The organism is Streptomyces sp. NPDC018693, from assembly GCF_044391385.1.
Classification (GTDB): Bacteria; Actinomycetota; Actinomycetes; order Streptomycetales; family Streptomycetaceae; genus Streptomyces.
The window spans coordinates 72879-97206 of sequence record NZ_JBIRZZ010000007.1 but is presented as its reverse complement, the minus strand read 5'-3'; the positions used below and the strand labels follow the sequence as shown (position 1 = coordinate 97206).

At 71.9% G+C, this 24328-nt stretch carries 24 protein-coding genes; 8 read left to right on the top strand and 16 right to left on the bottom strand.

Features of this window, described 5'->3' with window-relative positions; genetic code table 11:
- Positions 1-4: 4 nt before the first annotated feature.
- Positions 5-439: a phosphoribosyl-AMP cyclohydrolase gene (gene hisI, locus ACH5AC_RS19930; protein WP_398863560.1), complete on the bottom strand. Its 435-nt coding sequence runs from the start codon at positions 437-439 to the stop codon at positions 5-7.
- Positions 440-540: 101 nt separating this feature from the next.
- Between hisI and ACH5AC_RS19925 the strand changes: the two genes are divergently transcribed.
- Positions 541-1176 carry a TIGR03085 family metal-binding protein gene (locus tag ACH5AC_RS19925; protein WP_398863243.1) on the top strand — a complete coding sequence of 212 codons (636 nt, stop codon included), beginning with the start codon at positions 541-543 and terminating at the stop codon, positions 1174-1176.
- 16 nt (positions 1177-1192) lie between these two features.
- Here the strand turns inward: ACH5AC_RS19925 and ACH5AC_RS19920 are convergent, their stop codons facing one another.
- From ACH5AC_RS19920 to hisD, 10 genes are all read right to left on the bottom strand, one after another.
- Positions 1193-2503 carry an MFS transporter gene (locus ACH5AC_RS19920; protein ID WP_398863242.1) on the bottom strand — a complete coding sequence of 437 codons (1311 nt, stop codon included), beginning with the start codon at positions 2501-2503 and terminating at the stop codon, positions 1193-1195.
- Between the two features lie 10 nt (positions 2504-2513).
- A complete protein-coding gene (locus ACH5AC_RS19915) occupies positions 2514-3104 on the bottom strand; it encodes a helix-turn-helix domain-containing protein (protein WP_398863241.1) in 591 nt (196 codons plus the stop codon).
- A gap of 111 nt (positions 3105-3215) precedes the next feature.
- Positions 3216-3971 (bottom strand): imidazole glycerol phosphate synthase subunit HisF, encoded by a 756-nt coding sequence (hisF, locus tag ACH5AC_RS19910; RefSeq protein ID WP_398863239.1) that lies wholly within the window; start codon positions 3969-3971, stop codon positions 3216-3218.
- On the bottom strand, positions 3968-4372 hold the full coding sequence (locus tag ACH5AC_RS19905) for a RidA family protein (RefSeq protein ID WP_398863238.1): 405 nt from the start codon (positions 4370-4372) through the stop codon (positions 3968-3970). The genes hisF and ACH5AC_RS19905 overlap by 4 nt, the downstream gene beginning before the upstream one ends.
- Entirely contained in the window at positions 4369-5094 is a 726-nt protein-coding gene (gene priA, locus ACH5AC_RS19900) for a bifunctional 1-(5-phosphoribosyl)-5-((5-phosphoribosylamino)methylideneamino)imidazole-4-carboxamide isomerase/phosphoribosylanthranilate isomerase PriA (protein WP_398863237.1), read from the bottom strand. Before priA ends, ACH5AC_RS19905 begins: the two co-directional genes overlap by 4 nt.
- Entirely contained in the window at positions 5091-5744 is a 654-nt protein-coding gene (gene hisH / locus ACH5AC_RS19895; RefSeq protein WP_398863236.1) for an imidazole glycerol phosphate synthase subunit HisH, read from the bottom strand. Before hisH ends, priA begins: the two co-directional genes overlap by 4 nt.
- Positions 5741-5905, bottom strand: a complete 165-nt coding sequence (locus ACH5AC_RS19890) for a hypothetical protein (RefSeq protein ID WP_398863235.1) — start codon at positions 5903-5905, stop codon at positions 5741-5743. The genes hisH and ACH5AC_RS19890 overlap by 4 nt, the downstream gene beginning before the upstream one ends.
- Before the next feature lie 88 nt (positions 5906-5993).
- Positions 5994-6587 carry an imidazoleglycerol-phosphate dehydratase HisB gene (gene hisB / locus ACH5AC_RS19885; protein WP_037889654.1) on the bottom strand — a complete coding sequence of 198 codons (594 nt, stop codon included), beginning with the start codon at positions 6585-6587 and terminating at the stop codon, positions 5994-5996.
- Positions 6584-7693: a histidinol-phosphate transaminase gene (locus ACH5AC_RS19880; RefSeq protein ID WP_398863234.1), complete on the bottom strand. Its 1110-nt coding sequence runs from the start codon at positions 7691-7693 to the stop codon at positions 6584-6586. The genes hisB and ACH5AC_RS19880 overlap by 4 nt, the downstream gene beginning before the upstream one ends.
- Entirely contained in the window at positions 7690-9036 is a 1347-nt protein-coding gene (gene hisD / locus ACH5AC_RS19875) for a histidinol dehydrogenase (RefSeq protein WP_398863233.1), read from the bottom strand. The genes ACH5AC_RS19880 and hisD overlap by 4 nt, the downstream gene beginning before the upstream one ends.
- A 196-nt stretch (positions 9037-9232) precedes the next feature.
- Here hisD and ACH5AC_RS19870 point away from each other — a divergent pair, with 196 nt between their 5' ends.
- The 4 genes from ACH5AC_RS19870 to ybaK all read left to right on the top strand — a co-directional run bounded on the left by ACH5AC_RS19870 (position 9233) and on the right by ybaK (position 13304).
- Positions 9233-10810: an oxidoreductase gene (locus tag ACH5AC_RS19870; RefSeq protein ID WP_398863559.1), complete on the top strand. Its 1578-nt coding sequence runs from the start codon at positions 9233-9235 to the stop codon at positions 10808-10810.
- 162 nt (positions 10811-10972) lie between these two features.
- Positions 10973-12028, top strand: a complete 1056-nt coding sequence (locus tag ACH5AC_RS19865; protein WP_398863232.1) for a hypothetical protein — start codon at positions 10973-10975, stop codon at positions 12026-12028.
- An 11-nt stretch (positions 12029-12039) separates the two neighbouring features.
- A complete protein-coding gene (locus ACH5AC_RS19860; RefSeq protein WP_398863231.1) occupies positions 12040-12780 on the top strand; it encodes an LON peptidase substrate-binding domain-containing protein in 741 nt (246 codons plus the stop codon).
- A gap of 23 nt (positions 12781-12803) precedes the next feature.
- A complete protein-coding gene (gene ybaK, locus ACH5AC_RS19855; RefSeq protein WP_398863230.1) occupies positions 12804-13304 on the top strand; it encodes a Cys-tRNA(Pro) deacylase in 501 nt (166 codons plus the stop codon).
- 131 nt (positions 13305-13435) lie between these two features.
- Here the strand turns inward: ybaK and ACH5AC_RS19850 are convergent, their stop codons facing one another.
- The 4 genes from ACH5AC_RS19850 to ACH5AC_RS19835 all read right to left on the bottom strand — a co-directional run bounded on the left by ACH5AC_RS19850 (position 13436) and on the right by ACH5AC_RS19835 (position 17487).
- Entirely contained in the window at positions 13436-14107 is a 672-nt protein-coding gene (locus tag ACH5AC_RS19850; protein WP_398863229.1) for an AAA family ATPase, read from the bottom strand.
- Between the two features lie 34 nt (positions 14108-14141).
- Positions 14142-14963, bottom strand: a complete 822-nt coding sequence (locus ACH5AC_RS19845; RefSeq protein ID WP_398863228.1) for an ABC transporter permease — start codon at positions 14961-14963, stop codon at positions 14142-14144.
- 97 nt (positions 14964-15060) lie between these two features.
- Positions 15061-16035: an ABC transporter ATP-binding protein gene (locus ACH5AC_RS19840; RefSeq protein WP_398863558.1), complete on the bottom strand. Its 975-nt coding sequence runs from the start codon at positions 16033-16035 to the stop codon at positions 15061-15063.
- A 231-nt stretch (positions 16036-16266) separates the two neighbouring features.
- A complete protein-coding gene (locus tag ACH5AC_RS19835; RefSeq protein WP_398863227.1) occupies positions 16267-17487 on the bottom strand; it encodes an NYN domain-containing protein in 1221 nt (406 codons plus the stop codon).
- Between the two features lie 223 nt (positions 17488-17710).
- On the opposite strand from ACH5AC_RS19835, the gene ACH5AC_RS19830 reads away from it, so the two are divergent.
- A complete protein-coding gene (locus ACH5AC_RS19830; protein ID WP_398863226.1) occupies positions 17711-17878 on the top strand; it encodes a hypothetical protein in 168 nt (55 codons plus the stop codon).
- 84 nt (positions 17879-17962) lie between these two features.
- Here the strand turns inward: ACH5AC_RS19830 and dnaE are convergent, their stop codons facing one another.
- A complete protein-coding gene (gene dnaE, locus ACH5AC_RS19825) occupies positions 17963-21502 on the bottom strand; it encodes a DNA polymerase III subunit alpha (protein WP_398863225.1) in 3540 nt (1179 codons plus the stop codon).
- A gap of 168 nt (positions 21503-21670) precedes the next feature.
- Between dnaE and ACH5AC_RS19820 the strand changes: the two genes are divergently transcribed.
- Both ACH5AC_RS19820 and ACH5AC_RS19815 read left to right on the top strand, forming a co-directional pair.
- Positions 21671-22996: a DUF2252 domain-containing protein gene (locus ACH5AC_RS19820; RefSeq protein ID WP_398863224.1), complete on the top strand. Its 1326-nt coding sequence runs from the start codon at positions 21671-21673 to the stop codon at positions 22994-22996.
- Between the two features lie 68 nt (positions 22997-23064).
- On the top strand, positions 23065-23757 hold the full coding sequence (locus ACH5AC_RS19815) for a hypothetical protein (protein ID WP_398863223.1): 693 nt from the start codon (positions 23065-23067) through the stop codon (positions 23755-23757).
- Positions 23758-24328 lie beyond the last annotated feature (571 nt).

Genomic DNA, 24328 nt, shown 5'->3' with positions numbered 1-24328 from the left:
GACCTTACTGATCCGGGGCGGCCGGGCCGCTGGGGGCGTCCCCCAGCAGCACGTCGGCGTCGAAGCAGGTGCGGGCGCCGGTGTGGCAGGCGGCACCCACCTGGTCGACCTGGACGAGGACGGTGTCGGCGTCGCAGTCCAGGGCGACGGACTTCACCCACTGGAAGTGGCCGGAGGTATCGCCCTTGACCCAGTACTCCTGGCGGCTGCGGGACCAGTACGTGCAGCGGCCGGTGGTCAGGGTGCGGTGCAGCGCCTCGTCGTCCATCCAGCCGAGCATCAGCACCTCTCCGGTGTCGAACTGCTGGGCGATGGCGGGCAGGAGGCCGTCGGGGCTGCGCCTGAGGCGCGCGGCGATCTCCGGATCAAGGCTGCTGGGGGGCGCACCGTGGCGCGAAGCGCCTTGTTGAGGGGCGGTGGTCGGGCGACGGGCGGGCATACCGGTCCTGCTGGTCATGGGTGCCATTGTGCCGCGCGGCACTGACCGTGACGGGGCGGTGTCCACTGGGCGGACCGAGTAGGTGGTCGTAGGCTGACTGCATGTCGACCTTCGCCAAGCGTGAACGGCTCCTTCTCGCCGATCTCTTGGAAACCGCCGGTCCTGAGGCGCCGACCCTCTGCGAGGGCTGGCAGACCCGCGACCTGGCCGCGCACGTGGTGGTCCGTGAGCGCCGCCCGGACGCCGCCGCGGGCATCCTCATCAAGCAGCTCGCCTCCCGTCTGGACAGGGCGATGGAGGAGTTCGCCGCCAAGCCGTACGAGGAGCTGATCCAGCTGATCCGTACCGGCCCGCCGCGCTTCTCGCCGTTCGCGCTGAAGCAGGTCGAGGAGATGTCGAACACGATCGAGTTCTACGTCCACACCGAGGACGTCCGCCGTGCCCAGCCGGACTGGACGCCGCGCGACCTCGACCCGGTGTTCCAGGACGCCCTGTGGACGCGGCTGGAGCGCACGTCCCGGCTGATGGGCCGCGGCGCCCCGACCGGACTGGTGCTGCGCCGCCCGGACGGGCGTACGGCGGTCGCCAACCGGGGCACTCCGGTGGTCACGGTGACCGGCGAGCCGTCGGAGCTGCTGCTGTTCCTGTACGGCCGGCAGAACGCCGCCAAGGTGGACCTGGACGGTGACGCCGAGGCGATCGAGAAGCTGCACGGCAGCAAGCAGCTCGGCATCTGAGGGGCCCTGTGAAGCGTCAGCGGGGCAGTTCGGCGCGCCACAGCGCCGGGGCGCACAGGACGACGACCCCGCCGAGGCCGCTGACCGCCGCGCAGACCGCGAAGACCGGGCCGGTGCCCCACAGGGCGACGGTCCAGCCGACCACGGGGAAGGTGAGCGGGGCGACGCCGAAGCCGACCAGCGTGCAGACGGCGGTGACCCGGCCTAGGTAGGCGGCACCGGCCCTGGCCTGCACGAGCGCGCCGCACAGGGCGCCGGACAGGCCGGCGGACAGGCCGATGAGCAGGGCGACGGCGGTGGCGGCGAGGACGGACGTCACCTGGGCGAGCGCCCCGATGGCCACGGCCGCGAGCAGGGTGGAGGCGGCGGTCACCGCTCCGGCCCGGGGTACCCTGCCGCGCCAGGTGAGCAGCAGCGAGGCCGCGCCGGCACCGGCGCCGAAGCCGGCGAGCACCCAGCCCATGCCGGCGGAGCCCCAGCCGCGCTGGTCGGCGAGAAGAACCAGGCCGAAGTTCATAGGGCCGACGAAGCCGAGGTCGCTGAGCGCGGCGGCGAGCACCAGCGGGCGCAACACCGGGTCCCGCCGGATGTGCCGCAGCCCGTCGCGCAACTCGGCCAGGACGCCGTCACGGGCGGGGCCGTCTTCCGGCGGCAGCGACCCGTCCCGCGCCTCACCTAGGACTCCGACACGCGCGCGTACGTCATCCGGCGGCAGTGGCCCGACCCGCACCGCCAGCAGCAAGGGCAGGGACATGCCAATCAGGAGAGTCGCGAGGCCGAAGGCGCCGGCGGTGCCGCCCAGAGCGACGCCGAGGCCGCCGAGGGGGCCGCCGAGGACGTTGGCGAGCCGGGTGGCGAGTCCGCGCATGCCCTGCACGCGGGCGAGCTGGCCGCGCCCGGTGATACGTGCGGGCAGGGCGCCGGCGGCGGGCAGGAACACGGCGTCGACGACGCCGAACAGGACGGCCACCGCACCCAGCGCCCACAGCCCGGGGCTGGTGGCGAGGAGCAGCCCGGCCGCCGCGAGGACGAGGACGCAGCGCACCCCGGTGCTGCCGAGGACCACCCGGCGCGGCCCGTACCGGTCGGCCACCACTCCCCCGCCCAGCATCAGCACGGCGCGCGGCAGCGCGCCGGCAGCGGTGACGAGCCCGGCCTGGGCGGGCGTACCGGACTGGACGGCGGCCCAGGACAGGGCGATGAAGTACACGTTGTCGCCGATGGCGGACGAGGCGTATCCGCCGAGCCAGCGCAGGACGTTGGGATCGCGGTGTGCGGCGCGTTCCACGGCGGGAGCGCGCCCGGCGACGGAGCGCGTCGACGGCACGGGGGTCCTCTCAGGTCCGGAAGGGGAAGCCGTACGTGTGCACCGCGACGTTCTCGCGGCCCTCGGTGTCACCGGCGGCGACGGCGGCGCGCCCGCGCTCCTCGTACGTGCGCACGAGGGCGTACATCTTCTTGGACAGCTCGGCGAGTTCGTCGGGGGTGAGCCGGAGCAGCCATTCGGAGGAGTCGGAGGCCGTGTTCCAGGCGGCGCCCCAGTGGGCGCGCTCGTCGAGGAAGCGCCGGTACATGTCGGCGCGCTGCTCGAAGAAGAGGCGGCTGGCGGCGGTGTGCGCGGCGGCCTTCTCCGGGGCGTCCCGGAAGTCCTCGTCATGGACGCTGAGCCCCTCGGACGCGGGCTGCCACCAGCGTTCGCGGCCGTCGGCGCTCTGCGTCCCGGCCTCCTCGATCAGCTCGTGCTCGGCGAGTTTGCGCAGGTGGTAGCTCACCAGGGAGACGGCCTCGTCGACCTGTTCGGCGAGCTGTGAGGCGGTCGCGGTGCGGGCGATGGTCAGGGCCCGGTACAGCTTCATCCGCAGCGGGTGGGCAAGTGCCTTGAGCGTGCCCACGTCCGTGATCCGGCGGTCTCTCTCCCTGTCTGTCATGCCCTCAGGGTAGATGCGAAAGGAAACTTGCACAATAGATTTTGCGCAACTTCTCTTTCGCATCCTCCCGTGAGAAAGCCCCGGCCACCCACGACCGGGGCTCGGGCTCGCTCAGCGGACGGGGTGGCCCGCCTCCTTCAGCGCCTGCTTCACTTCGCCGATCCGCAGGTCGCCGAAGTGGAACACGGACGCCGCCAGCACCGCGTCCGCGCCCGCCTCGATGGCCGGCGCGAAGTCGGCGAGCTTGCCGGCGCCGCCGGACGCGATCACCGGTACCGTCACATGCCTGCGCACGGCCTGGATCATCTCCAGGTCGTAGCCGTCCTTGGTGCCGTCCGCGTCCATCGAGTTCAGCAGGATCTCGCCGGCGCCCAGCTCGGCGGCCCGGTGCGCCCACTCGACGGCGTCGATGCCGGTGCCCCGGCGGCCGCCGTGGGTGGTGACCTCGAAGGCTCCCGACTCGGTGCGCCGGGCGTCCACCGACAGCACCAGCACCTGGCTGCCGAACCGCTCGGCGATCTCCCGGATCAGCTCCGGGCGCGCGATCGCGGCGGTGTTGACGCCCACCTTGTCGGCGCCGGCCCGCAGCAGCTTGTCGACGTCCTCGGGCGTGCGGACGCCGCCGCCGACGGTCAGCGGGATGAACACCTGCTCGGCGGTGCGGCGCACCACGTCGTACGTGGTCTCGCGGTTGCCCGACGACGCGGTGATGTCCAGGAACGTCAGCTCGTCGGCGCCCTCGGCGTCGTACACCTTGGCCATCTCGACGGGGTCGCCCGCGTCGCGCAGGTTCTGGAAGTTGACACCCTTGACGACCCGGCCGTTGTCCACGTCCAGGCAGGGGATGACTCGGACCGCCAGGGTCATGAATCCACGGCTCCTCTGTATGCCTCAAGTTCTACTTCGACCAGGATGCGCGGGTCGACGAAGCCCTCCACGACCAGCAGGGTCGAGACCGGCCGCACGGAGTCGAACAGCTCCTTGTGCGCGCGGCCCACGGCGTCCACGTCCCGGGCATGGGTCAGATACATGCGCGTACGGATCACGTGCCCGACGCCGAGCCCGAGCTCGCCGATGGCCTCGAGGGCGCTGGTGAAGGCCACCCTCGCCTGCTCGTACGGGTCGCCCTCCCCGTACAGCACCCTGCCCTTGAAGGACGTGGTGCCCGCCACCAGCACACGGTCGCCCACCGCGACGGCGCGTGCGAAACCGAAGGACTCTTCCCAGGGACTTCCGCTCTGCACACGCCGTACGGCTTCGGACGTCATCGCGACACAGCCTCCAAAGCCTCTTCCAGGGTGAACGCCTTCGCGTACAGCGCCTTCCCGACGATGGCACCCTCGACACCGAGGGGTACCAGCCCGGCGAGGGCACGCAGGTCGTCCAGGGACGACACGCCGCCGGAGGCCACGACCGGCCGGTCGGTGGCCGCGCAGACGTTCTTCAGCAGCTCCAGGTTGGGCCCCTGGAGCGTGCCGTCCTTGGCGATGTCGGTGACCACGTACCGCGCGCAGCCCTCGCCGTTGAGCCGCTCCAGCGTCTCGTAGAGGTCGCCGCCGTCGCGGGTCCAGCCACGGCCGCGCAGGGTGGTGCCGCGCACGTCGAGGCCGACGGCGATCTTGTCGCCGTGCTCGGCGATGACCTTGGCGACCCACTCCGGGGTCTCCAGGGCGGCCGTGCCCAGGTTGACGCGGGTGCAGCCGGTGGCGAGGGCGGCGGCCAGCGAGGCGTCGTCGCGGATGCCGCCGGACAGCTCCACCTTGATGTCCATCGCCTTGGTGACCTCGGCGATCAGCTCACGGTTGTCGCCGGTGCCGAACGCGGCGTCCAGGTCGACCAGGTGCAGCCACTCGGCGCCCGCCCGCTGCCAGGCGAGGGCGGCCTCCAGGGGAGAGCCGTACGACGTCTCCGTGCCGGACTCGCCGTGCACCAGGCGGACGGCCTGACCGTCACGGACGTCCACGGCGGGGAGGAGTTCGAGCTTGCTCACAGTGTTCCGATCCAGTTGGTGAGGAGCTGGGCTCCGGCGTCGCCGGACTTCTCGGGGTGGAACTGCGTGGCCCACAGGGCGCCGTTCTCCACGGCGGCCACGAAGGGCTTGCCGTGCGTCGACCAGGTCACCTTGGGGGCGTGCATCACGGCGTTGTGCGTCTCCAGAGTCCAGTCGTGGACGGCGTAGGAGTGCACGAAGTAGAAGCGGGCGTCCGCGTCGAGGCCGGCGAAGAGCTCGGAGTCGGCCGGGGCGTCGACGGTGTTCCAGCCCATGTGGGGCACGACGTCGGCCTGGAGCGGTTCGACCGCGCCGGGCCACTCGTCGAGGCCCTCGCTCTCCACGCCGTGCTCGATGCCACGCGCGAACAGGATCTGCATGCCGACGCAGATGCCCATCACCGGGCGGCCGCCGGACAGGCGCCGCTCGATGATCCAGTCACCGCGGGCCTCCTTCAGGCCCTTCATGCAGGCGGCGAAGGCGCCGACGCCGGGGACCAGCAGCCCGTCGGCGTTCATGGCCCGGTCGTAGTCACGGGTTATCTCGACGGCGGCCCCGGTGCGCGCGAGGGCGCGCTCGGCGGAGCGGACGTTTCCGAAGCCGTAGTCGAAGACGACGACCTTCTTCTGGCTCTTCGGCGAAGCGCTCAATTCCACACCTCCAGCCTCAGGACACCGGCGACGAGACACATCGCGGCACCGATGGACAGCAGCACGACGAGGCTCTTCGGCATCTCCTGCCTGACGAAGGAGATGATTCCGCCGACGAGGAAGAGACCGACGACGATCAGGACGGTCGACAGGCCGTTCACAGTGCGCCTCCGTTCGCTTCTCCGCCCGCGCGGCGCAGCGGTGCGGCCATCGTCGCCGTCTGCGGCCCGGTGGCCGCGCGTGCGTCGCTCACAATGCGCCCTTCGTGGACGGGAGGATGCCGGCCGCGCGCGGGTCGCGCTCGGACGCGTACCGCAGGGCCCGCGCCAGCGCCTTGAACTGGCACTCCACGATGTGGTGCGCGTTGCGCCCGTAGGGCACGTGCACGTGCAGCGCGATCTGGGCCTGGGCGACGAAGGACTCCAGGATGTGCCGGGTCATGGTGGTGTCGTACTCGCCGATCATCGGCGCCATGTTCTCGGGCTCGGTGTGCACGAGGTACGGGCGGCCGGAGAGGTCGACGGTCACCTGGGCCAGCGACTCGTCCAGCGGGACCGTGCAGTTGCCGAAGCGGTAGATGCCCACCTTGTCGCCGAGGGCCTGCTTGAAGGCGGCGCCCAGCGCGAGGGCGGTGTCCTCGATGGTGTGGTGGGAGTCGATGTGCAGGTCGCCCTCGGTCTTCACGGTCAGGTCGAACAGACCGTGCCGACCGAGCTGGTCGAGCATGTGGTCGTAGAAGCCGACGCCGGTCGACACATCGACCTGGCCGGTGCCGTCGAGGTTGATCTCGACGAGGACCGAGGTCTCCTTGGTGACCCGCTCCACGCGTCCTACGCGGTTCATGCGCTCTCCTTCTTCAGCTGACGGACCGCGTCGAGGAACGCGTCGTTCTCTTCGGGGGTGCCGGCGGTGACCCGCAGCCACCCGGGCACGCCGTTGTCCCGGACCAGGACGCCCCGGTCGAGGATCTGCCGCCAGACGGCGTGGGCGTCGTCGAACCGGCCGAACTGGACGAAGTTGGCGTCGGACGCCGTGACCTCGTAGCCGATCGCGAGCAGCTCGCTGACCAGCCGGTCCCGCTCGGCCTTCAGCTGCTCGACGTACTTCAGCAGCGTGTCGGTGTGCTCCAGGGCGGCCAGGGCGGTCGCCTGGGTGACGGCCGACAGGTGGTACGGCAGCCGTACGAGCTGGACGGCGTCCACGACCGCCGGGTGCGCGGCGAGATAGCCGAGCCGCAGCCCGGCCGCGCCGAACGCCTTCGACATGGTGCGGGAGACGACGAGATTCGGCCGTCCTTCGAGCAGCGGCAGCAGCGAGTCGCCGTGGCTGAACTCGATGTACGCCTCGTCCGCGATCACCATCGACGGCTTCGCGGCCTGCGCGGCCTCGTACAGCGCGACGACCGTCTCCGGCGGGACGGCGGTGCCGGTGGGGTTGTTGGGGGTGGTGATGAAGACGACGTCCGGGCGGTGCTCGGCGATGGCCGCGCGGGCCGCGTCGAGGTCGATGGTGAAGTCGTCGCCCCGCGGGCCCGAGATCCAGCCGGTGCCCGTGCCGCGCGCGATGAGCGAGTGCATCGAGTACGACGGCTCGAAGCCGATCGCCGTACGGCCCGGTCCGCCGAAGGTCTGCAGCAGCTGCTGGATGACCTCGTTGGAGCCGTTGGCCGCCCACACATTGGCCGGGCCCACCTCGTGACCGGACGTGTCCGTCAGGTACTCGGCGAGCCGGGTGCGCAGCTCGACGGCGTCCCGGTCCGGGTAGCGGTTGAGGTGCCGGGCCGCTTCCCGCACGCGCTCGGCGATCCGCTCGACCAGCGGCTCGGGCAGCGGGTACGGGTTCTCGTTGGTGTTCAGCCGTACGGGCACGTCCAGCTGGGGCGCGCCGTAGGGGGACTTGCCGCGCAGCTCGTCCCGTACGGGAAGGTCGTCGATCCTTACGTCGTTCACTTGCTCTCGGGCACCTTCCCACCACGCGACATTTGTTCGTCTCCGACAAACCGGGCCTTGATCGCCGCGCCGTGCGCCGGCAGGTCCTCCGCCTCGGCCAGCGTCACCACGTGGTGCGCGACCTCGGCCAGCGCGTCCCGCGTGTAGTCGACGATGTGGATGCCGCGCAGGAAGGACTGCACGGACAGGCCGGAGGAGTGGCAGGCGCAGCCGCCGGTGGGCAGGACGTGGTTGGAGCCCGCCGCGTAGTCGCCGAGGGAGACGGGCGCCCAGGGGCCGATGAAGATCGCGCCGGCGTTCCTGACGCGGTCGGCGAGCTCGGACGCCTGAGCCGTCTGGATCTCCAGGTGCTCGGCGCCGTACGCGTCGACGACCCGCAGGCCCTCCTCGACGCCGTCGACGAGGACGATCGCGGACTGCCTGCCCTTCAGCGCGGGCACGATCCGGTCGTCGATGTGCTTGCTGGCCGCGACCTGGGTCTCCAGCTCCTTCTCCACGGCCTCCGCCACCTGGACGGAGTCGGTGACCAGCACGGCGGCCGCGAGCGGGTCGTGCTCGGCCTGGCTGATCAGGTCGGCGGCGAGGTGCACCGGGTCGGCGGTGTCGTCCGCGAGGATCGCGATCTCGGTCGGGCCGGCCTCGGCGTCGATGCCGATCTTGCCGGTGAAGTAGCGCTTGGCGGCGGCCACCCAGATGTTGCCGGGGCCGGTGACCATGTTGGCGGGCGGGCAGGACTCGGTGCCGTAGGCGAACATCGCGACGGCGGTCGCGCCACCGGCGGCGTAGACCTCGTCGACGCCGAGCAGGGCGCAGGCGGCGAGGATCGTCGGGTGCGGCAGGCCACCGAACTCGGCCTGGGCGGGAGAGGCCAGCGCGACGGACTCGACGCCGGCCTCCTGGGCCGGGACGACGTTCATGACGACGGACGACGGGTAGACGGACCGGCCCCCCGGCGCGTACAGCCCGACGCGCTCGACGGGAACCCACTTCTCGGTCACCGAGCCGCCGGGCACGACCTGGGTCGTGTGGGTCGTACGGCGCTGTGCGCGGTGGACGAGACGGGCGCGGCGGATGGACTCCTCCAGGGCCGCGCGCACGGCCGGGTCGAGTTCCTCCAGGGCGCGGGTGAGGGCCGCGGGCGGGACCCGGATCTGGTCGAGCTTCACGCCGTCGAACTTCTCGGCGAAGTCGATCAGCGCCGCGTCGCCCCGATGATGCACGGCCTCGCAGATCGGACGCACCTTCTCCAGGGCGGCCTGAACGTCGAAGTCGGCTCGGGGCAGCAGGTCGCGCAGGGCGGGGCCCTCGGGAAGGGCGTCGCCGCGCAGATCGATTCGGGCCATAGAGAGTCGTTGCAGCACGGTGTCAATTCTCGCAGACGGCTGTGACAAGCCGTCCGCGCGTTCCAATGGCTGATACAGAACGTGGCCGAAACCCGGAAGATCAGCTTCACGCGGTGTGTTCAGATCGTCACGCAGCGGGCATGAACGCATGTGCGAGCAGACGGATCTGCGAGGAACCGGGGAGGAAGTGACGGACGTGACCGAGGGGGCCGGCCTCCGGGCCGGAGAGCTGCCGGACGACCTGACCGCGGCCGAGGCCGGCATGTGGCAGGCATTCCGCAACGGCAGCGTGTATGACCTGAGCAGCGGCGACGCGCTCGTGGACGACCCGCACGGCGGGCGGCCGTGGGGCCCGGAGCGGACCGTGCGGGCCCGGATCATCGCCTGGCTGCTGCTGGACGGGCCGCCCGCGCTCGCCGGCCGGGTGTCGGCGCTGAAGCTGGTCGGAGTACGGATCAGCGGCTCCCTCGACCTGGCGGGCGGCACGGTCGTGCCGTACGTGGAAATGAAGCGCTGCCGTTTCGAGCGGGAGGTGCTGCTGCCGGAGGCCCGGTTGACGACCCTGCGGCTGGTGGACTGCACGGTGCCGCGCCTGGAGGCCGCCCGGCTGCACACCGAGGGCGATCTGCACCTGCCGCGCTGCCGCTTCCTGCACGGCATCCGGCTCACCGACGCGCAGATCGGCACGGACCTGCTGCTCAACATGGCCGTCGTGCACCGCGACCGGGCAGGCCGGTCCATCGCCGGCGACGGGATGACCGTGGGGCAGGATCTGCAGGCCGAACTGCTGGAGACGCACGGCGAGCTGAGCCTGCGCAGCGCCAAGGTCGGCGTGTCGCTGAGCCTGCGCGGGGCCCGGCTGGCCGACCCGCAGGGGCGGTTCGCGCTGAACGCGCCGCAGCTGACCGTGGAGCGCACGCTGTATCTGACGCCGGCGGGTGTGGGCGGGCAGTCGCCGAGCGGGGCGACACCGGCGCAGGGGACGCGGATCCAGCGGTTCGAGTGCCGGGGCGGGGCGCGGCTGGACGACGGGCGGTTCGGGGACGCGGTCGACCTGCAGGATGCCCGGTTCGTGTTCAGCGACGCCCAGGAGCTGTCGCTGCGCCGGGTGCAGACGCCCGAGCTGCGCTTCCTCGGGGAGCGGCCGCAGCGCGGCAAGGTCGTGCTGTCCGGGGCGCGGGTGGTCAATCTGGTGGACCGGGCGAGCGCCTGGCCGGGCCCCGGCCGGCTGCACATGGGCGGCTTCTCCTACGAGAACCTGGTGCCGCAGGGCCCGTTCCCGCTGGAGGTGCGGCTGAGGTGGGTGGCGGCGGCGACCGCCGAGTACAACCCGGAGCCGTACGAGCGGCTGGCGGCGGTGCTGCGGGCGGCCGGGGAGGACGAGGACGCGCGTGAGGTGCTGCTCGCCAGGCAGCGCCACCGCCGGACCACCCTGCCGCCGGCCGGGAAGCTCTGGGGGTACGCGCAGGACTGGACCGTCGCCTACGGGTACCGGCCGGGCCGGGCCGCCGTCTGGATGGCCGTGCTGTGGGCGGCGGGCACGGTGGCCTTCGCCCGCGCCAGCCATCCGCCGGCCGACCCGGACCGCAACCAGGTCTGGAATCCCGCCCTGTTCGTGCTGGACCTGCTGCTGCCGGTCATCGACCTGGGCCAGGCCGGCCGCTGGGAACTGCGCGGCGGCTGGCAGTGGCTGTCGGCGGCGATGATCCTGCTGGGCTGGATCCTGGCGACGACGGTGGCGGCGGGGGCGACCCGGCTGCTGCGGCGTGGCTGAGAGGGTGTGGCCGACAGACGTGGGCTGAGCGTGGGCCCGGCTGGGAGGGTGTGGCCGAAGGGCTGAGAGGGACTCACCTTTTACCGGGCCTTGACCTTGGGTCGTACAACTTTCCATGGCTTCGCTTTTCCCTCTGGCGCTACTCCGACCAGCGCCTTTTCAATGGTCGACACCATGGCTCTGCTGCCCCCGTTCATCCGCGCGGCCCGCGCGCCCAAGGCCGTGCCGCACCTCGTCGCCTCCGGGCTGCCGGCCGACGACGAGGTACTGCTCGACGCGCCGGACGACCGCCTCGGGCCCGCGCTGGTCGCGGCCGGACAGGACGGATACGGGACCGCCGCCGAACTGCTCGCCGCCACGCGCGCGCGGGGCGAGTGGGAGAACCGCGACCGGTACGCCGTACGCCTGGCCTCCTTCGCGCACGCGCGCCCCGACTGGTTCACGCAGTGGCGGGCCGACGCCCCGCACGATCCGGACGTGCTGCTGGTCGCCGCCCAGCTCGCGGTGGCCCGCGCCTGGCGTTCACCGGCCCGGGCCGAACTGCTGCGCGAGGTGAGCCCGCTGATCACGGCGGCCGCCCAGGTGTACGACAGCGATCCCGTGCCGTGGCGGATCGCGCTGGACCACGCGCGCGGGGCGCGGGCCGGCCACAAGTACTTCGGCGAGCTGTGGGAGGCGGCGGTCCGCCGGGCGCCCCACCACTACGGCTGCCATGTGGCCGCCCTGCGCTATCTGGCCACGTACTGGCACGGCTCGCACCGCGAGTGCTTCGACTTCGCCGACCGCGCGGCACAGGACGTGCCGGCCGACCACCTGGTGCAGGCCCTGCCCCTGCAGGCGGCCTTCGCCTATCTGACGGACGGCTGTGGCCCCGCGGTGGCGCGTGCGCGGCTGCACGCGGCCGCCGACCGGGCGATCGTGCTCTCCGCCGGCCTCCCGTCGGCCGACCCCGGACCGGCCGGGATCCGCAACGTCCTGGTGTACGTCCTGACCCGGCTGGGCCGCCGCGACGACGCCCTGGTGCAGCTGCGGCTGCTCGGCCCGTACGCCACCTCCTTCCCCTGGGACCGGGTGTCGGACGACCCGCTGGGCCACTTCCTGACCGTCCGTGAGGAGATCGTGCGGGGCCTGCCCGTCTGGCATCCCCGGCCGGCCGGCGGTCACCAGGAGCACCTGGCCGCCCACTCCCCGCACCACCGCGCCGCCCCGGACCACTAGGCTCTGACCTCGTGACCACCGTCCGTCTGCCGCTCTTCCCCCTGAACTCGGTGCTGTTCCCGGGTCTGGTGCTTCCGCTGAACGTCTTCGAGGAGCGCTATCGCGCCATGATGCGCGAGCTGCTGAAGACCCCCGAGGAGGAACCGCGCCGGTTCGCCGTCGTGGCCATCCGCGACGGCCACGAGGTCGCGCCGAGCGCGCCCGGCATGCCGGACCCGACGGCGCTGCCGCAGCGCGGCCCGGCGGCGGGCTTCGGCCCGGACCCGGTCAAGGCGTTCCACTCCGTGGGGTGCGTCGCGGACGCGGCGACCGTCCGGGAGCATGCCGACGGCACCTTCGAGGTGCTGGCGACGGGGACGCGGCGGGTGCGGCTGCTGTCGGTGGACGCCTCGGGTGCCTTCCTCACGGCTGAGCTGGAGGAGCTGCCGGAGGAGCCGGGCGACGAGGCGGGCGCCCTCGCCAAGGGGGTTCTGCGCGCGTTCCGCCAGTACCAGAAGCGCCTCGCCGGCGCGCGGGAGCGCTCGCTGTCGACCGGCGCGGAGCTGCCCGACGAGCCGTCGGTGGTCTCGTACCTGGTCGCCGCCGCGATGATGCTCGACACCCCCGCCAAGCAGCGGTTGCTGCAGGCCCCCGACACGGCCTCCCGCCTGCGGGACGAACTGAAACTCCTTCGCTCCGAGACGGCGATCATCCGTAGTCTGCCGTCGTTGCCCGCGTCGGATCTGACGCGCGGCCCTACGAGCCTGAATTAAGAATTTCGGAACGGCTGGGGAACGTGGCGAAGAAGTCGAAGAAGCAGCAGTCCGGTGGTACGCCCGCGACGGTGGCGCTCACGGCGGCGGGGGCGGACTTCACGGTCCACTCCTACGACCACGACCCGAGCCATCCGTCCTACGGCGAGGAGGCGGCCGAGGCGATGGGCGTCTCCCCCGACCGTGTCTTCAAGACCCTGGTGGCCGACGTGGACGGCACCCTGACCGTGGCGGTGGTCCCGGTCGCCGGTTCCCTGGACCTCAAGGCCCTGGCGGCGGCGGTCGGCGGCAAGAAGGCGGCCATGGCGGACCCCACCCTCGCGGAACGCACCACGGGCTACGTCCGCGGCGGCATCTCCCCCCTCGGCCAGCGCAGGAAACTCCCCACGGTCCTGGACACCTCGGCCGAGTCGCACGCCACCATCTGCGTCTCCGCAGGCCGCCGCGGCCTGGAAGTGGAACTCTCCCCGAAGACCCTCACCGCCCTCACCAACGCCACCCTGGCCCCCATCGCCCGCCCCTGACGCCTCCTGGCACAGCTGCGGGCAGTCGTGCCGCTGCCGTAGCTGCGGGCAGTCGTGCCGCTGGGGCGGCACGGGTGGGCGCAGCGGCACCCCGCAGCGCCGGGCTGCGCACCCACCCCTGACAGGCGGACCTACGCCGGCGGCCCACCGTACGGCGGCGGCCCGTACACCTCGGGATCCCGTGGAGCGAACAGTGCCGTGAGGCCGAGGTGGACCATCAGTGCCGCCAGCGGCCACGCCAGCACCGCCCCCTTCGCCCCGAGCTTCAGCGGCGCCGAGAAGGTCACCCCCTTCCCCACGCTCTTCGCCTGGGCCAGCACATCCTCCGCGGGCCCGAGCCACACCCCCACCCGCCACGCCAGCAACGCCCCGAGCAACCCCCCGGCACCCAGCCCGACCACCAGCGGCACACCCCCACGCCGCCGCCACAGAAACACCAGCGCCCCGCTCACCACACCGAAGCCCAGCGCCAGGAGCGTGAACGTCCCGTCCACCCCCACCGCCTGCTCCCCCTCGGTGTCCTTGAGGTACACGACCCAGTTGCCGTCCACGACATCGCCGACGAGCGGCACCCGCGGCGCCAGCCACACCCACAGCAGCCCGAGCAGCGCGCCCGCGACGGCCACCGCCACCGCGACCACGGCTGCCTCACGCAGTTCGGTCTTCATCCCGGGCCCCTCCTCCGGCAGGGACTCCCGCGGCGGCGCGGCGGCCACGGACGGATACCCCCCGGAGGGCGGCGGCCAGGCCCCCTGCGAAGACGGCTCATGTGGCGGCGGAGAAGGAGTCAGCGGTGCGGTCACCCTGACATCGTGCCAGGCCCGCCCGCGCGGCGCGTCACCGGACGGCGGCCCGCCGGTACGCCCAGGTCGCCACGGCCAGCGACACCACACCCACCCCGGCGCACACCGCGAGGTCACGCATCACCAGCGCCCACTCCGGCCGCTCCCCGAAGGTCCGGGCCAGCGCTTCCACGCCGTACGTCGACGGCAGCAGATCCCGCAGGAACAGCACCGGCTCCGGCATCCGCTCCGGCGGCAGCACCCCCAGCAGCAGTGCCGCCGACATGCCCAGCTGCCCCAGCACGGTCGCCAGCTCCGGCCGCGGCGCGAGCAGCCCGCAGGCCGCCCCCAGCCCGGACAGCGCGGCGCCGGCCAGCGGGATCACCGCGACCAGCACCCACAGGTGCGTCAGCGGCAGTCCGAACAGCACGCACCCGAACACCGCGGTCAGCACGGTCCCCGGCACGGTGAAGGACGCGTAGGCGCCCGCCGCGCCGAGCACCACGGCGGCCGGCGGCACCGGCAGCGTCGCGTAGTGGTCGAGCCCGCCGCTGGCCCGCAGCTGCCCGAAGTACTGGGCGAGCAGGTTCAGCGCGACGAAGGCGACGACCAGGACGGCCGACCCGGCCACCACGGACTCCGCCTCGCTGCCGCCGTCCACGACGCCCCGCATCATGATCAGGATGCCGACCGACTGGAAGGTGGCGACGAACAGCAGCGGGATCCGCGCCACCCGCGCGCGCGACAGCTGCGCCCGGTACACGGCCACCAGCGACGGCCACAGCCGGGCCCGTGGCCCCAGCTCGACGGCGCCCCGGTCCGTCTCGGCGACGGCCGCGGCGCTGCCCGGAAGAACCTCGGCGGGTACGACACTCACGTGGCGTTGCTCCTCTTCCCTACGGTTCTCATACAGTCCCCACGGCTCTCGTACCGTCCCTTACGGGCCCGGCCGCCCGCACGCTCACGCCTGCCCCTCACGCCCGTACCAGCCCCTGCCGTGCGGCCCCGCCCAGCGCCAGGTACACGTCCTCCAGGCTGGGCGTGGCCAGGGTGAAGTCGTCGAGGGCGGCGAAGGCGGCGCCGCCGGTGACGGTGGCGACGATCGCGCGGGCCTCCTCGGGGGCCAGCCGCAGCGTCCAGCGTCGCCCGGACTCCGCGGCCCGCTCACGCAGCGCGGCGACCTCCGGCACGTCCAGCGGCGCCCGTTCCCGCCACACCAGCTCGACCCGTACCTCGCCGGCGACCTGCTCCTTGAGCCCGGCGGGGGTGTCGCAGGCGATGATACGCCCCTGTTCGAGGACGGCGACCCGGTCGAGGACGGTCTCGGCCTCGATGACGTTGTGGGTGACCAGCAGCACGGTGGTCCCGCGCTCGGCGCGCCGCCGGTCCACGGCCGACCACACGGCCCGCCGCGCGACCGGGTCCATGCCGGTCGTCGGCTCGTCCAGCACCAGCAGCGGCCGCTGTCCGACCAGCGCGGTGGCGAAGCAGGCGAGCCGCCGCTGTCCGCCGGAGAGCTTGCGCAGCGGCCGTCCGGCGAGCGGGGTGAGGCCCAGTTCGTCGAGGACGGCGTCCCGCTCGGCGCGCGCCTGCCGTACGGGGAGGCCACGCAGCCGTGCGGTGGTCTCGGCGGCCAGGGACACGGTCAGTTCGTCGAGGGCGGTGGACTCCTGCCCCAGGTAGGCGAGGATCCGCGCGGCGCGCTCGGGGTGGCGCACGATGTCGTGGCCGAGGATCTCGACGCTGCCCGTGTCGGGCCGCATCAGCCCGGTGAGCTGGCGTACGAGGGTGGACTTGCCGGCGCCGTTCGGGCCGAGCAGCCCGAAGATCTCGCCGCGCCGGATGTCCAGGGTCACCGCGTCGGTGGCGCGCACCTCGGGTGTCGCCGGGGTGCCCCGCCGGGCCCGTACCGCCGGATAGGTCTTGCTCAGCCCGCGCACGGCGCACACGACCTCGTCCCTGTGCCGGGTTACCGGCGCCGCGCGCGTGTTCACAAGGGACGAGCCTAAGGGGTCGGCGGCCCCCGGTCGTCCTCGGGGCGGCCAGTCGACACAGCCGGACGCCCGCCGCCGCGATCGCGCCCACCCACCCGGATCCGCCGCGCCGGCGCCGCACCACGGCGGCGGAATCCGGCGGCGGAATCCGGCGGTACGGAGCCCACCGCGATCCGCCACGCCCGGCTATTCAGCCGCGGGCGCGTGCTCCGCCGCCGTCCGTACGTCGATCTCCCGCCAGAAGCCCGCCCGGATCGCGTACCGGTCGTGTTCGTCGATCTGGTCGTCCTTGTGGGCGAGAAGGCCGAAGCGGGCCGCGTAGCGCAGCAGCTCGCCGTCGATGCGGTGCGGGATGCGCGGGTACATCCCGGACAGCTTCTGCAGATGGCCCTGGTCGCCGAGGCGCTCCATCCAGCGCCGTGCGAAGACCTGCCCGACCTCGTAGGGGTCGCCGCCCACGGTGGTGATGTCCTCCTCGCGGTCGGCCCACCGCTGCTCGGCGGTGGTCAGCTGTGCGAGCGTCGGCATGGCGGCGATGTCGGGGGGCTCGGCGGCGGTGCCGGGCCGGTCCACCCAGCCCTTGTCGGAGGACCAGCGCAGGGTGGCGGTGGGCGGGTGCTGCGCGGGGTGGGTGCCGGGTGCGCGCAGGGCGGCGAGGTCCTTGGGGGTGGGCACGCCCTTGGGGGCGGGGACGCGCTCGGGGGCGGTGCTGTCGGCGGCGGGCGCCGCGGGGGCGTGTTCGCGCTCCTGGGCGGACCGCTCGGCGGCGGGTGCGAGCGTGGCGTCGGGCAGCGGCGCGGAGAGGATCGCGGCGATCTCGGGCCGGGGCGCGGGCGGCGGCGCGCACACCCCGCCGAGCTCCTTGGCGCGGACGGCCTTGGTGATCCACGTACGGTCCAGGACGCGTCGTTCGTCGGCCTCCGCGACGAGGTCCTCGGACTGGTTGTAGTCGCCGTCGGCGGCCTGTACGGCCCACAGGTGGACGGCGACGCCGTGTTCCTTGGCGGCCATCATGCCGGGCAGGAGGTCGCCGTCGCCGGTGACGAGGACGACGTCGGAGCAGGCGCGGTTGCGGGCCAGCTCGGTCAGCTCGGCGTGCATGGCGGCGTCGACGCCCTTCTGGGCCCAGCGGCCGTCGCTGCGGGTCAGTGCGCCGAGCCGCACGGTGACCCGGGGCATCACGCGCAGCCTGCGGTGCTCGGGCTGGGGGACGCGGTCGGGGGCGCCGTCGAACCAGTAGATGCGCAGCAGGGGCCGCTCGGTGTCGGACTCGGCCTGTTCGCGCAGGCCCTGGACGAGGGCGGCGTGGTCGACGGTGATCCGGGAGCGCGAGGGCTCCCCGGCGAGGAGGCTGGCGGCGGCCCCCAGCAGATACCCGGCGTCCACCAGGACGACGCAGCGGTCCACACGACTCACCCTCTTCCCGGGAGGTTTGCTTCGGGCTTCCTTCGAGTCTGCCCGACCGTGCGGAGGTTAACGGCCGGAACTCGATCTTCGGCGTGGCGTTTCAGGGGCGCGCGTCGACGACGAGCACCGTCACACAGGGTAATTGTCTGAAATGCGCTGTAACTCAGCCTATGTGAATCTGGTCCCGGCCCTGGCCCCTAGATCCCCCACAGGAGGCTTCCCCATGGCCAAGAACAAGAAGCAGAACCGTAAGCAGCAGCCGCAGTCCGAGCGTGCTCCGCAGCAGGCCCAGCAGACCTCGATGGAGGCGCAGGCCGAGCAGCACGTCGCACAGGTCACGCCGGGCGACATGGCCCGCAAGGGCCGGCAGAAGAGCTTCGGTCACAACTGACATTCCCATGGAGGGCTTTGCGGCCCAGACCCACCGAGGGGCGCATCCGCGACCGTGGATGCGCCCCTCGTACGTCGTCGTGCGTCAGCCCGCCAGGCAGGACGGGCCGAGCAGCACCTTCAGGTCGCCGAACAGCGCCGGGTCGGGCTTGACCCGGTGCCGGTCGAGCCGCAGGACGGTGGTCCTGGTCGGGCCCTGGAGCTTGATCCGGACCTCGCTGTCGCCCTTGTGGTGGGTGAGGATCTCACCGAGCCGGCTGACCATCGGCGGGGTGACCTTCACGGCGGGGATGGTGAGGATCACCGGCGCGTTGGTGCCGGCGGTGGACAGGTCGGGGACCATCAGCTCCATCGCGACCAGCCGGGGCACGTCCTCCCGCTTGTCGAGGCGGCCCTTGACGAACACCACGGCGTCCTCGACGAGTTGGGTCGAGACCAACTGGTAGGTCGCCGGGAAGAACATGCACTCGATGGAGCCCGCGAGGTCCTCCACGGTGGCGATCGCCCAGGCGTTGCCCTGCTTGGTCATCTTGCGCTGCAGGCCGGAGATGATGCCGCCGATGGTGACCACCGCGCCGTCCGCGTGCTCACCTCCGGTGAGCTGGGCGATGCCCGCGTCGGCCTTGTCGGACAGCACGTGCTCCAGGCCGAAGAGGGGGTGGTCGGAGACGTAGAGACCGAGCATCTCCCGCTCCTGGGCGAGCAGGTACGTCTTGTCCCACTCCTCGGTGGTGAACTCCACGTCGAGTCCGAAACCGGGCTCGCTGCTGCTCTCCTCGCCCATGCCGCCGAAGAGGTCGAACTGGCCCTCGGCCTCCTTGCGCTTGACCGCGACCACGTTGTCGATCATCGGTTCGTACTGCGCGGTGAGGCCCTTGCGGGTGTGGCCCATGGAGTCGAAGGCGCCGGCCTTGATCAGCGATTCCGTGGTCCGCTTGTTGCAGACCACCGCGTCCACCTTGTCGAGGTAGTCGGGGAAGGACGAGTACTTCCCCTTCGCCTTGCGGCACTTGATGATCGACTCGACCACGTTGGTGCCGACGTTGCGGACGGCGGAGAGGCCGAAGAGGATCACGTCGTCGCCCTGGGCGGCGAAGTTGGCCTCGGACTCGTTGACGTTCGGCGGGAGCACCCGGATGCCCATGCGGCGGCACTCGTTGAGGTAGATCGCCGACTTGTCCTTGTCGTCCTTGACGGACGTCAGCAGCGCGGCCATGTACTCGGCCGGGTGGTTCGCCTTGAGGTAGGCGGTCCAGTACGACACCAGGCCGTACGCGGCGGAGTGGGCCTTGTTGAACGCGTAGCCGGCGAACGGGACCAGCACGTCCCACAGGGCCTGGATGGCCTCGTCGCTGTAGCCGTTCTTGCGGGCACCCGCCTGGAAGATGACGAAGTTCTTCTCCAGCTCCTCCGGCTTCTTCTTGCCCATCACGCGGCGGAGGATGTCGGCCTCGCCGAGCGAGTAGCCGGCGATGATCTGGGCGGCCTTCTGGACCTGCTCCTGGTAGACGATCAGGCCGTAGGTGACGTCCAGAACCTCCTTGAGCGGGGCCTCCAGCTCGAGGTGGATGGGCGTGATCTCCTGCTGGCCGTTCTTGCGCAGGGCGTAGTTGGTGTGGGAGTTCATGCCCATGGGGCCCGGGCGGTACAGGGCCGACACGGCGGAGATGTCTTCGAAGTTGTCCGGCTTCATCAGGCGCAGCAGCGAACGCATGGGGCCGCCGTCGAACTGGAAGACGCCGAGGGTGTCGCCGCGCTGGAGCAGCTCGAAGGTCGTGGGGTCGTCGAGCGGGAGGCCCAGGAGGTCGATGTCGATCCCCTTGTTGGCCTTCACCATCTTGACGGCGTCGTCCATGATCGTGAGGTTGCGCAGGCCCAGGAAGTCCATCTTCAGCAGGCCGAGCGACTCACAGCTCGGGTAGTCCCACTGGGTGATGGTGACGCCGTCGGTGTGCCTGACCCAGACGGGGACGTGCTCGGTGATGGTCTCGCTGGACATGATCACGCCGGCCGCGTGCACACCCATCTGCCGGACCAGGCCCTCCACACCGCGCGCGGTGTCGATGACCTTCTTCACGTCCGGCTCGTTCTCGTACATCGAGCGGACCTCGCCGGCCTCCGAGTAGCGGGGGTGGGAGGGGTCGGTGATGCCGGACAGCGGGATGCCCTTGCCGAGGACGTCGGCGGGCATGGCCTTGGTGATGCGGTCGCCCATCGCGTACGGGTAGCCCAGCACGCGCGCGGAGTCCTTGATGGCGTTCTTGGCCTTGATGGTGCCGTACGTGCCGATCATGGCGACCTTGTCGGCGCCGTACTTCTCGGTCACGTACCTGATCACCTCCACGCGCCGGCGCTCGTCGAAGTCGATGTCGACATCGGGCATCGAGATGCGCTCGGGGTTGAGGAACCGCTCGAAGATCAGGCCGTGCGGGATGGGGTCGAGGTCGGTGATGCCCATGGCGTAGGCGACGATCGAACCGGCCGCGGAGCCTCGGCCGGGGCCGACCGCGATGCCCTGCTTCTTGGCCCACATGATGAAGTCGGCGACGACGAGGAAGTAGCCGGGGAAGCCCATCGAGATGATGGTGTCCATCTCGTAGTCGGCCTGCTTCTGGCGGTCCTCGGGGATGCCGTCCGGGTAGCGGCGCTCCATGCCGCGGCGGACCTCCTCCTTGAACCAGGTGACCTCGGTGTAGCCCTCGGGGATGTCGAACTTGGGCATGAGGTCGCGCTTCTCGAACATGCCGGAGGTGTCGACCATCTCGGCGACGAGGAGCGTGTTGGCGCAGCCCTCCTGCCAGGCGTCCGAGGAGTCGATGGCGTACATCTCGTCCGTGGACTTCAGGTAGTAGCCGGTGCCGTCGAACTTGAAGCGGTCCGGGTCGGAGAGGTTCTTGCCGGTCTGGATGCACAGCAGGGCGTCGTGGGCGCCCGCCTCATGCGCGTACGTGTAGTGCGAGTCGTTGGTGACCAGGGGCGGGATGCCCAGCTTCTTGCCGATCTCCAGCAGGCCGTCACGGACCCGGTGCTCGATGTCGATGCCGTGGTCCATCAGTTCCAGGAAGTAGCGGTCCTTGCCGAAGATGTCCTGGTAGTCGGCGGCGGCCTTCAGGGCCTCGTCGAACTGGCCGAGGCGCAGCCGGGTCTGCACCTCGCCGGAGGGGCAGCCGGTGGAGGCGACGATCCCCTCGGACCACTGGGAGATCGTCTCCTTGTCCATACGGGGCCACTTCTGCAGCCATCCCTCGGCGTACGCGTCCGAGGACAGCCGGAAGAGGTTGTGCAGGCCGGTCCTGTTCACGGCCCACATCGTCTTGTGGGTGTAACCACCGGAACCGGAGACGTCGTCCCGCTTCTGGTGCGGCTGGCCCCACTGGATCTTGCGCTTGTTGCGCCGGGACTCGGGGGCGACATACGCCTCGATGCCGATGATCGGGACGATCCCGGCCTTCTTCGCGGTGTGGAAGAAGTCGTACGCCCCATGGAGGTTGCCGTGGTCGGACATGGCGATGTGCGTCATGCCCATCTCATTGCAGGCGTTGAACATGTCCTTCAGCCGCGCGGCACCGTCCAGCAGCGAGTACTGGGTGTGGACGTGCAGGTGCGTGAACGGCGGCTTCGACACGGTGTGGCCTCCAGCGGAAACACTCGGCGACAGGCTGCGGGCAGTCTGGGGGGACAGCCTCGAAGTCTATGCCTCGCGAGTGACACTCCGGGGGCACTCATACGTACCGTCGGACGTTGAGGTGGCGGAACGCCTGTCACCCATGTCACGCAGCAGGAGGCCCCAGCGATGTCGGTTCCGCAGCTCAGCGCCGAGCGACGCGGCGAGGAGATCCTCACCGTCTTCGACACCGCCTTCGGCGAGCTCCTGGCCGCCGACCCGGCCGCGTTCCGGGTGAAGTTCCGCAAGATGGCGGCCTCGGCCTTCGCGTTCTACCGGGGGACGGCGTGCCTCTTCTACCACGATCTCGACCTCGGCCGGCAGGACGGCCCCTACCTGGACGACCGCACCTCGCGCGTGTGGATCCACGGCGACCTCCACGCCGAGAACTTCGGCACCTACCTGGACGCCAACGGCCGCCTGGTCTTCAACGTCAACGACTTCGACGAGGCGTACGTCGGCCCCTTCACCTGGGACCTGAAGCGCTTCGCCGCCTCCATCGCCCTGATCGGGTACGCGAAGGCGCTCAGCGACGAGCAGATCACCGAGCTGGTGGAGATCTACGCGGGCGCGTACCGGGAGCGGATCCACGCGCTGGCGACAGGCGCCAAGAGCGACGAGGTGCCGCCCTTCACCCTGGACACGGCGACGGGCCCGCTGCTGGACGCGCTGCGCGACGCGCGCTCGCTGACCCGCTTCGGGCTGCTGGAGTCGATGACGGAGATCCGTGACTTCGAGCGCCGCTTCGCCCCCGGCGGCGGCTCCGTCGAGCTGGACGCCGCCACCCGCTACAAGGTGCTCGCGGCCTTCGACGGCTACCTGGAGACGCTGCCGGCGTCCGCCCTGTCCCACCCGGACTCCTACCGCGTCAAGGACGTCGTGGGCCGCCGCGGCGTCGGCATCGGCTCGGCCGGGCTGCCGTCGTACAACATCCTGCTGGAGGGCCGCACCGACGCCCTGGAGAACGACGTCGTGATCTACATCAAGCAGGGCCAGACCCCGGCCGCCTCCCGGCACGTCCCCGACCGGGCGATCCGCGACTACTTCCAGCACGAGGGCCACCGCACGGTGATCTCCCAGCGCGCGCTTCAGGCGCACGCCGACCCGTGGCTGGGCTGGACCGAGCTGGACGGCGCGGGCCAGCTGGTCGCGGAGGTCTCGCCGTACGCCGTCGACCTGGAGTGGGGTGACATCGACGACCCGGAGGAGATCGCGGGCGTCGTCGCCGACCTGGGCCGCGCCACGGCCGGCATGCACTCGGCGGCGGACGACACCTCCGGCGAGTCGCTGGTTCCCTTCTCCACCGAGCGGGCCATCGACGCGGCGATCGCCGCCGACGAGGACGGCTTCGCACCGCTCCTGGTCGACTTCGCGCACAGCTACGGCGCACGCGCGCGTGCGGACCACCAGATCTTCGTCGACCTCTTCCGCAACGACCGCATACCGGGTCTGTGACGGACGGGCCGCTCACAGGCACCCTTTAGGGGTGCCTTACACGGGCCCATGACACACTCTCCTCCGCTATGGACATATCCGGGACCCGCCTCAGAGCCGTACGCGCGGCGCTGTTCACGGCCTTCGTCGTGACCCTCAGCACCGCGTCACACGTGCTGCTGTCGCGGGCCCCCCTGCCGCTGAACACGGTGGCCGCCGTCGCCGCCACCGTGTTCGTGGTCGCGTACGCCCTCGCGGGACGTGAGCGCGACTTCGGGCGGATCGCGGCCCTGCTCGTCCCGCTGGAGCTGGCGGCCGACACGGTGTTCACCACCGGCCAGCACGTCTGCTACGGCCCGGCCGGCGGACCCGTCCGAGGCCCGCTGCGCTCGGTGGGCTGGGACGTCCTGTGCGGCGACGGCAGCCAGGTCGGCACCCCGCTGGTCCGGGTGACCGGCTCCGACACCGACGGTTTGGCCGGGCTCCTCGCCCACGCCACTCCGGCGACCGCCTGGCTGCTGCTGGGCGCCCATGTCGCCGTCGGTCTCCTCGCCGCGGCCTGGCTGCGTCGGGGCGAGCGCGCCCTGGGCCGGCTGCTGTGCGCGGCGACAGCGACGACGTTCCGCCCACTGCTGCTCGCGGTGGCCGCGGTGACGGTCCCGCCCGCCCCGGCGGCACCCGGCGGTCCCCGCCCCACCACGCGGGCCACCTTCTCCCCCGGCCGCGCCCTGGTCCACTCCCTTGCCCGCCGCGGCCCACCCACCGCACCCGCGGCCGTCTGACGGCCGTCCGACACCGCAACCACGGGCCGTCCAGCACCCCGGCCACCGACGTCCAACACGTCACCCGTGGCGGCCCCTCCGACACCCCACTCGCAGTCGTCCGACAGCCCGCACCCAGCGGACGTCAGACACCGCACCCCAGGCCGTCGGACACCGCCCCAGCGGTCGTCGGACATCTCCTCGGCGGTCGCCGGACAGCTCCGCGACGGTCGCCGGAGACCCCGACCACGGTCGGCACCGCATCCGCGGCCCGTCCGACACCGCACCCAAGGCCGTCGGACACCGCCCCAGCGGTCGTCGGACGTCCCCTCGGCGGTCGCCGGACAGCCCCTCAGCGGTCGCCGGAGACTCCGACCACGGTCGTCACCGCACCCGCGGCCCGTGACACCACACCCGCAGTCGTCAGACACCGCACCCGCGGTCGTCGGACAGCCCCTCGGCGGTCGTCGGACACGGCACCCGCGGTCGTCGGACATCTCCTCGGCGGTCGTCGAAGACTCCGACCACGGTCGTCAGACACGCGCCCGCGACCCGTCCGACAGCACACCCGCGGGTCGTCCGGCAACCGCAC

Coding starts and splice junctions, on each gene's coding strand:
- ACH5AC_RS19915 (WP_398863241.1), bottom strand. CDS start 3,104: ATGACAGACAGGGAGAGAGACCGCCGGATCACGGACGTGGGCACGCTC.
- ACH5AC_RS19905 (WP_398863238.1), bottom strand. CDS start 4,372: ATGACGTCCGAAGCCGTACGGCGTGTGCAGAGCGGAAGTCCCTGGGAA.
- ACH5AC_RS19925 (WP_398863243.1), top strand. CDS start 541: ATGTCGACCTTCGCCAAGCGTGAACGGCTCCTTCTCGCCGATCTCTTG.
- hisF (WP_398863239.1), bottom strand. CDS start 3,971: ATGACCCTGGCGGTCCGAGTCATCCCCTGCCTGGACGTGGACAACGGC.
- ACH5AC_RS19865 (WP_398863232.1), top strand. CDS start 10,973: ATGGTCGACACCATGGCTCTGCTGCCCCCGTTCATCCGCGCGGCCCGC.
- hisB (WP_037889654.1), bottom strand. CDS start 6,587: ATGAACCGCGTAGGACGCGTGGAGCGGGTCACCAAGGAGACCTCGGTC.
- hisI (WP_398863560.1), bottom strand. CDS start 439: ATGCCCGCCCGTCGCCCGACCACCGCCCCTCAACAAGGCGCTTCGCGC.
- ACH5AC_RS19820 (WP_398863224.1), top strand. CDS start 21,671: ATGTCGGTTCCGCAGCTCAGCGCCGAGCGACGCGGCGAGGAGATCCTC.
- ACH5AC_RS19830 (WP_398863226.1), top strand. CDS start 17,711: ATGGCCAAGAACAAGAAGCAGAACCGTAAGCAGCAGCCGCAGTCCGAG.
- hisD (WP_398863233.1), bottom strand. CDS start 9,036: ATGGCCCGAATCGATCTGCGCGGCGACGCCCTTCCCGAGGGCCCCGCC.
- ACH5AC_RS19815 (WP_398863223.1), top strand. CDS start 23,065: ATGGACATATCCGGGACCCGCCTCAGAGCCGTACGCGCGGCGCTGTTC.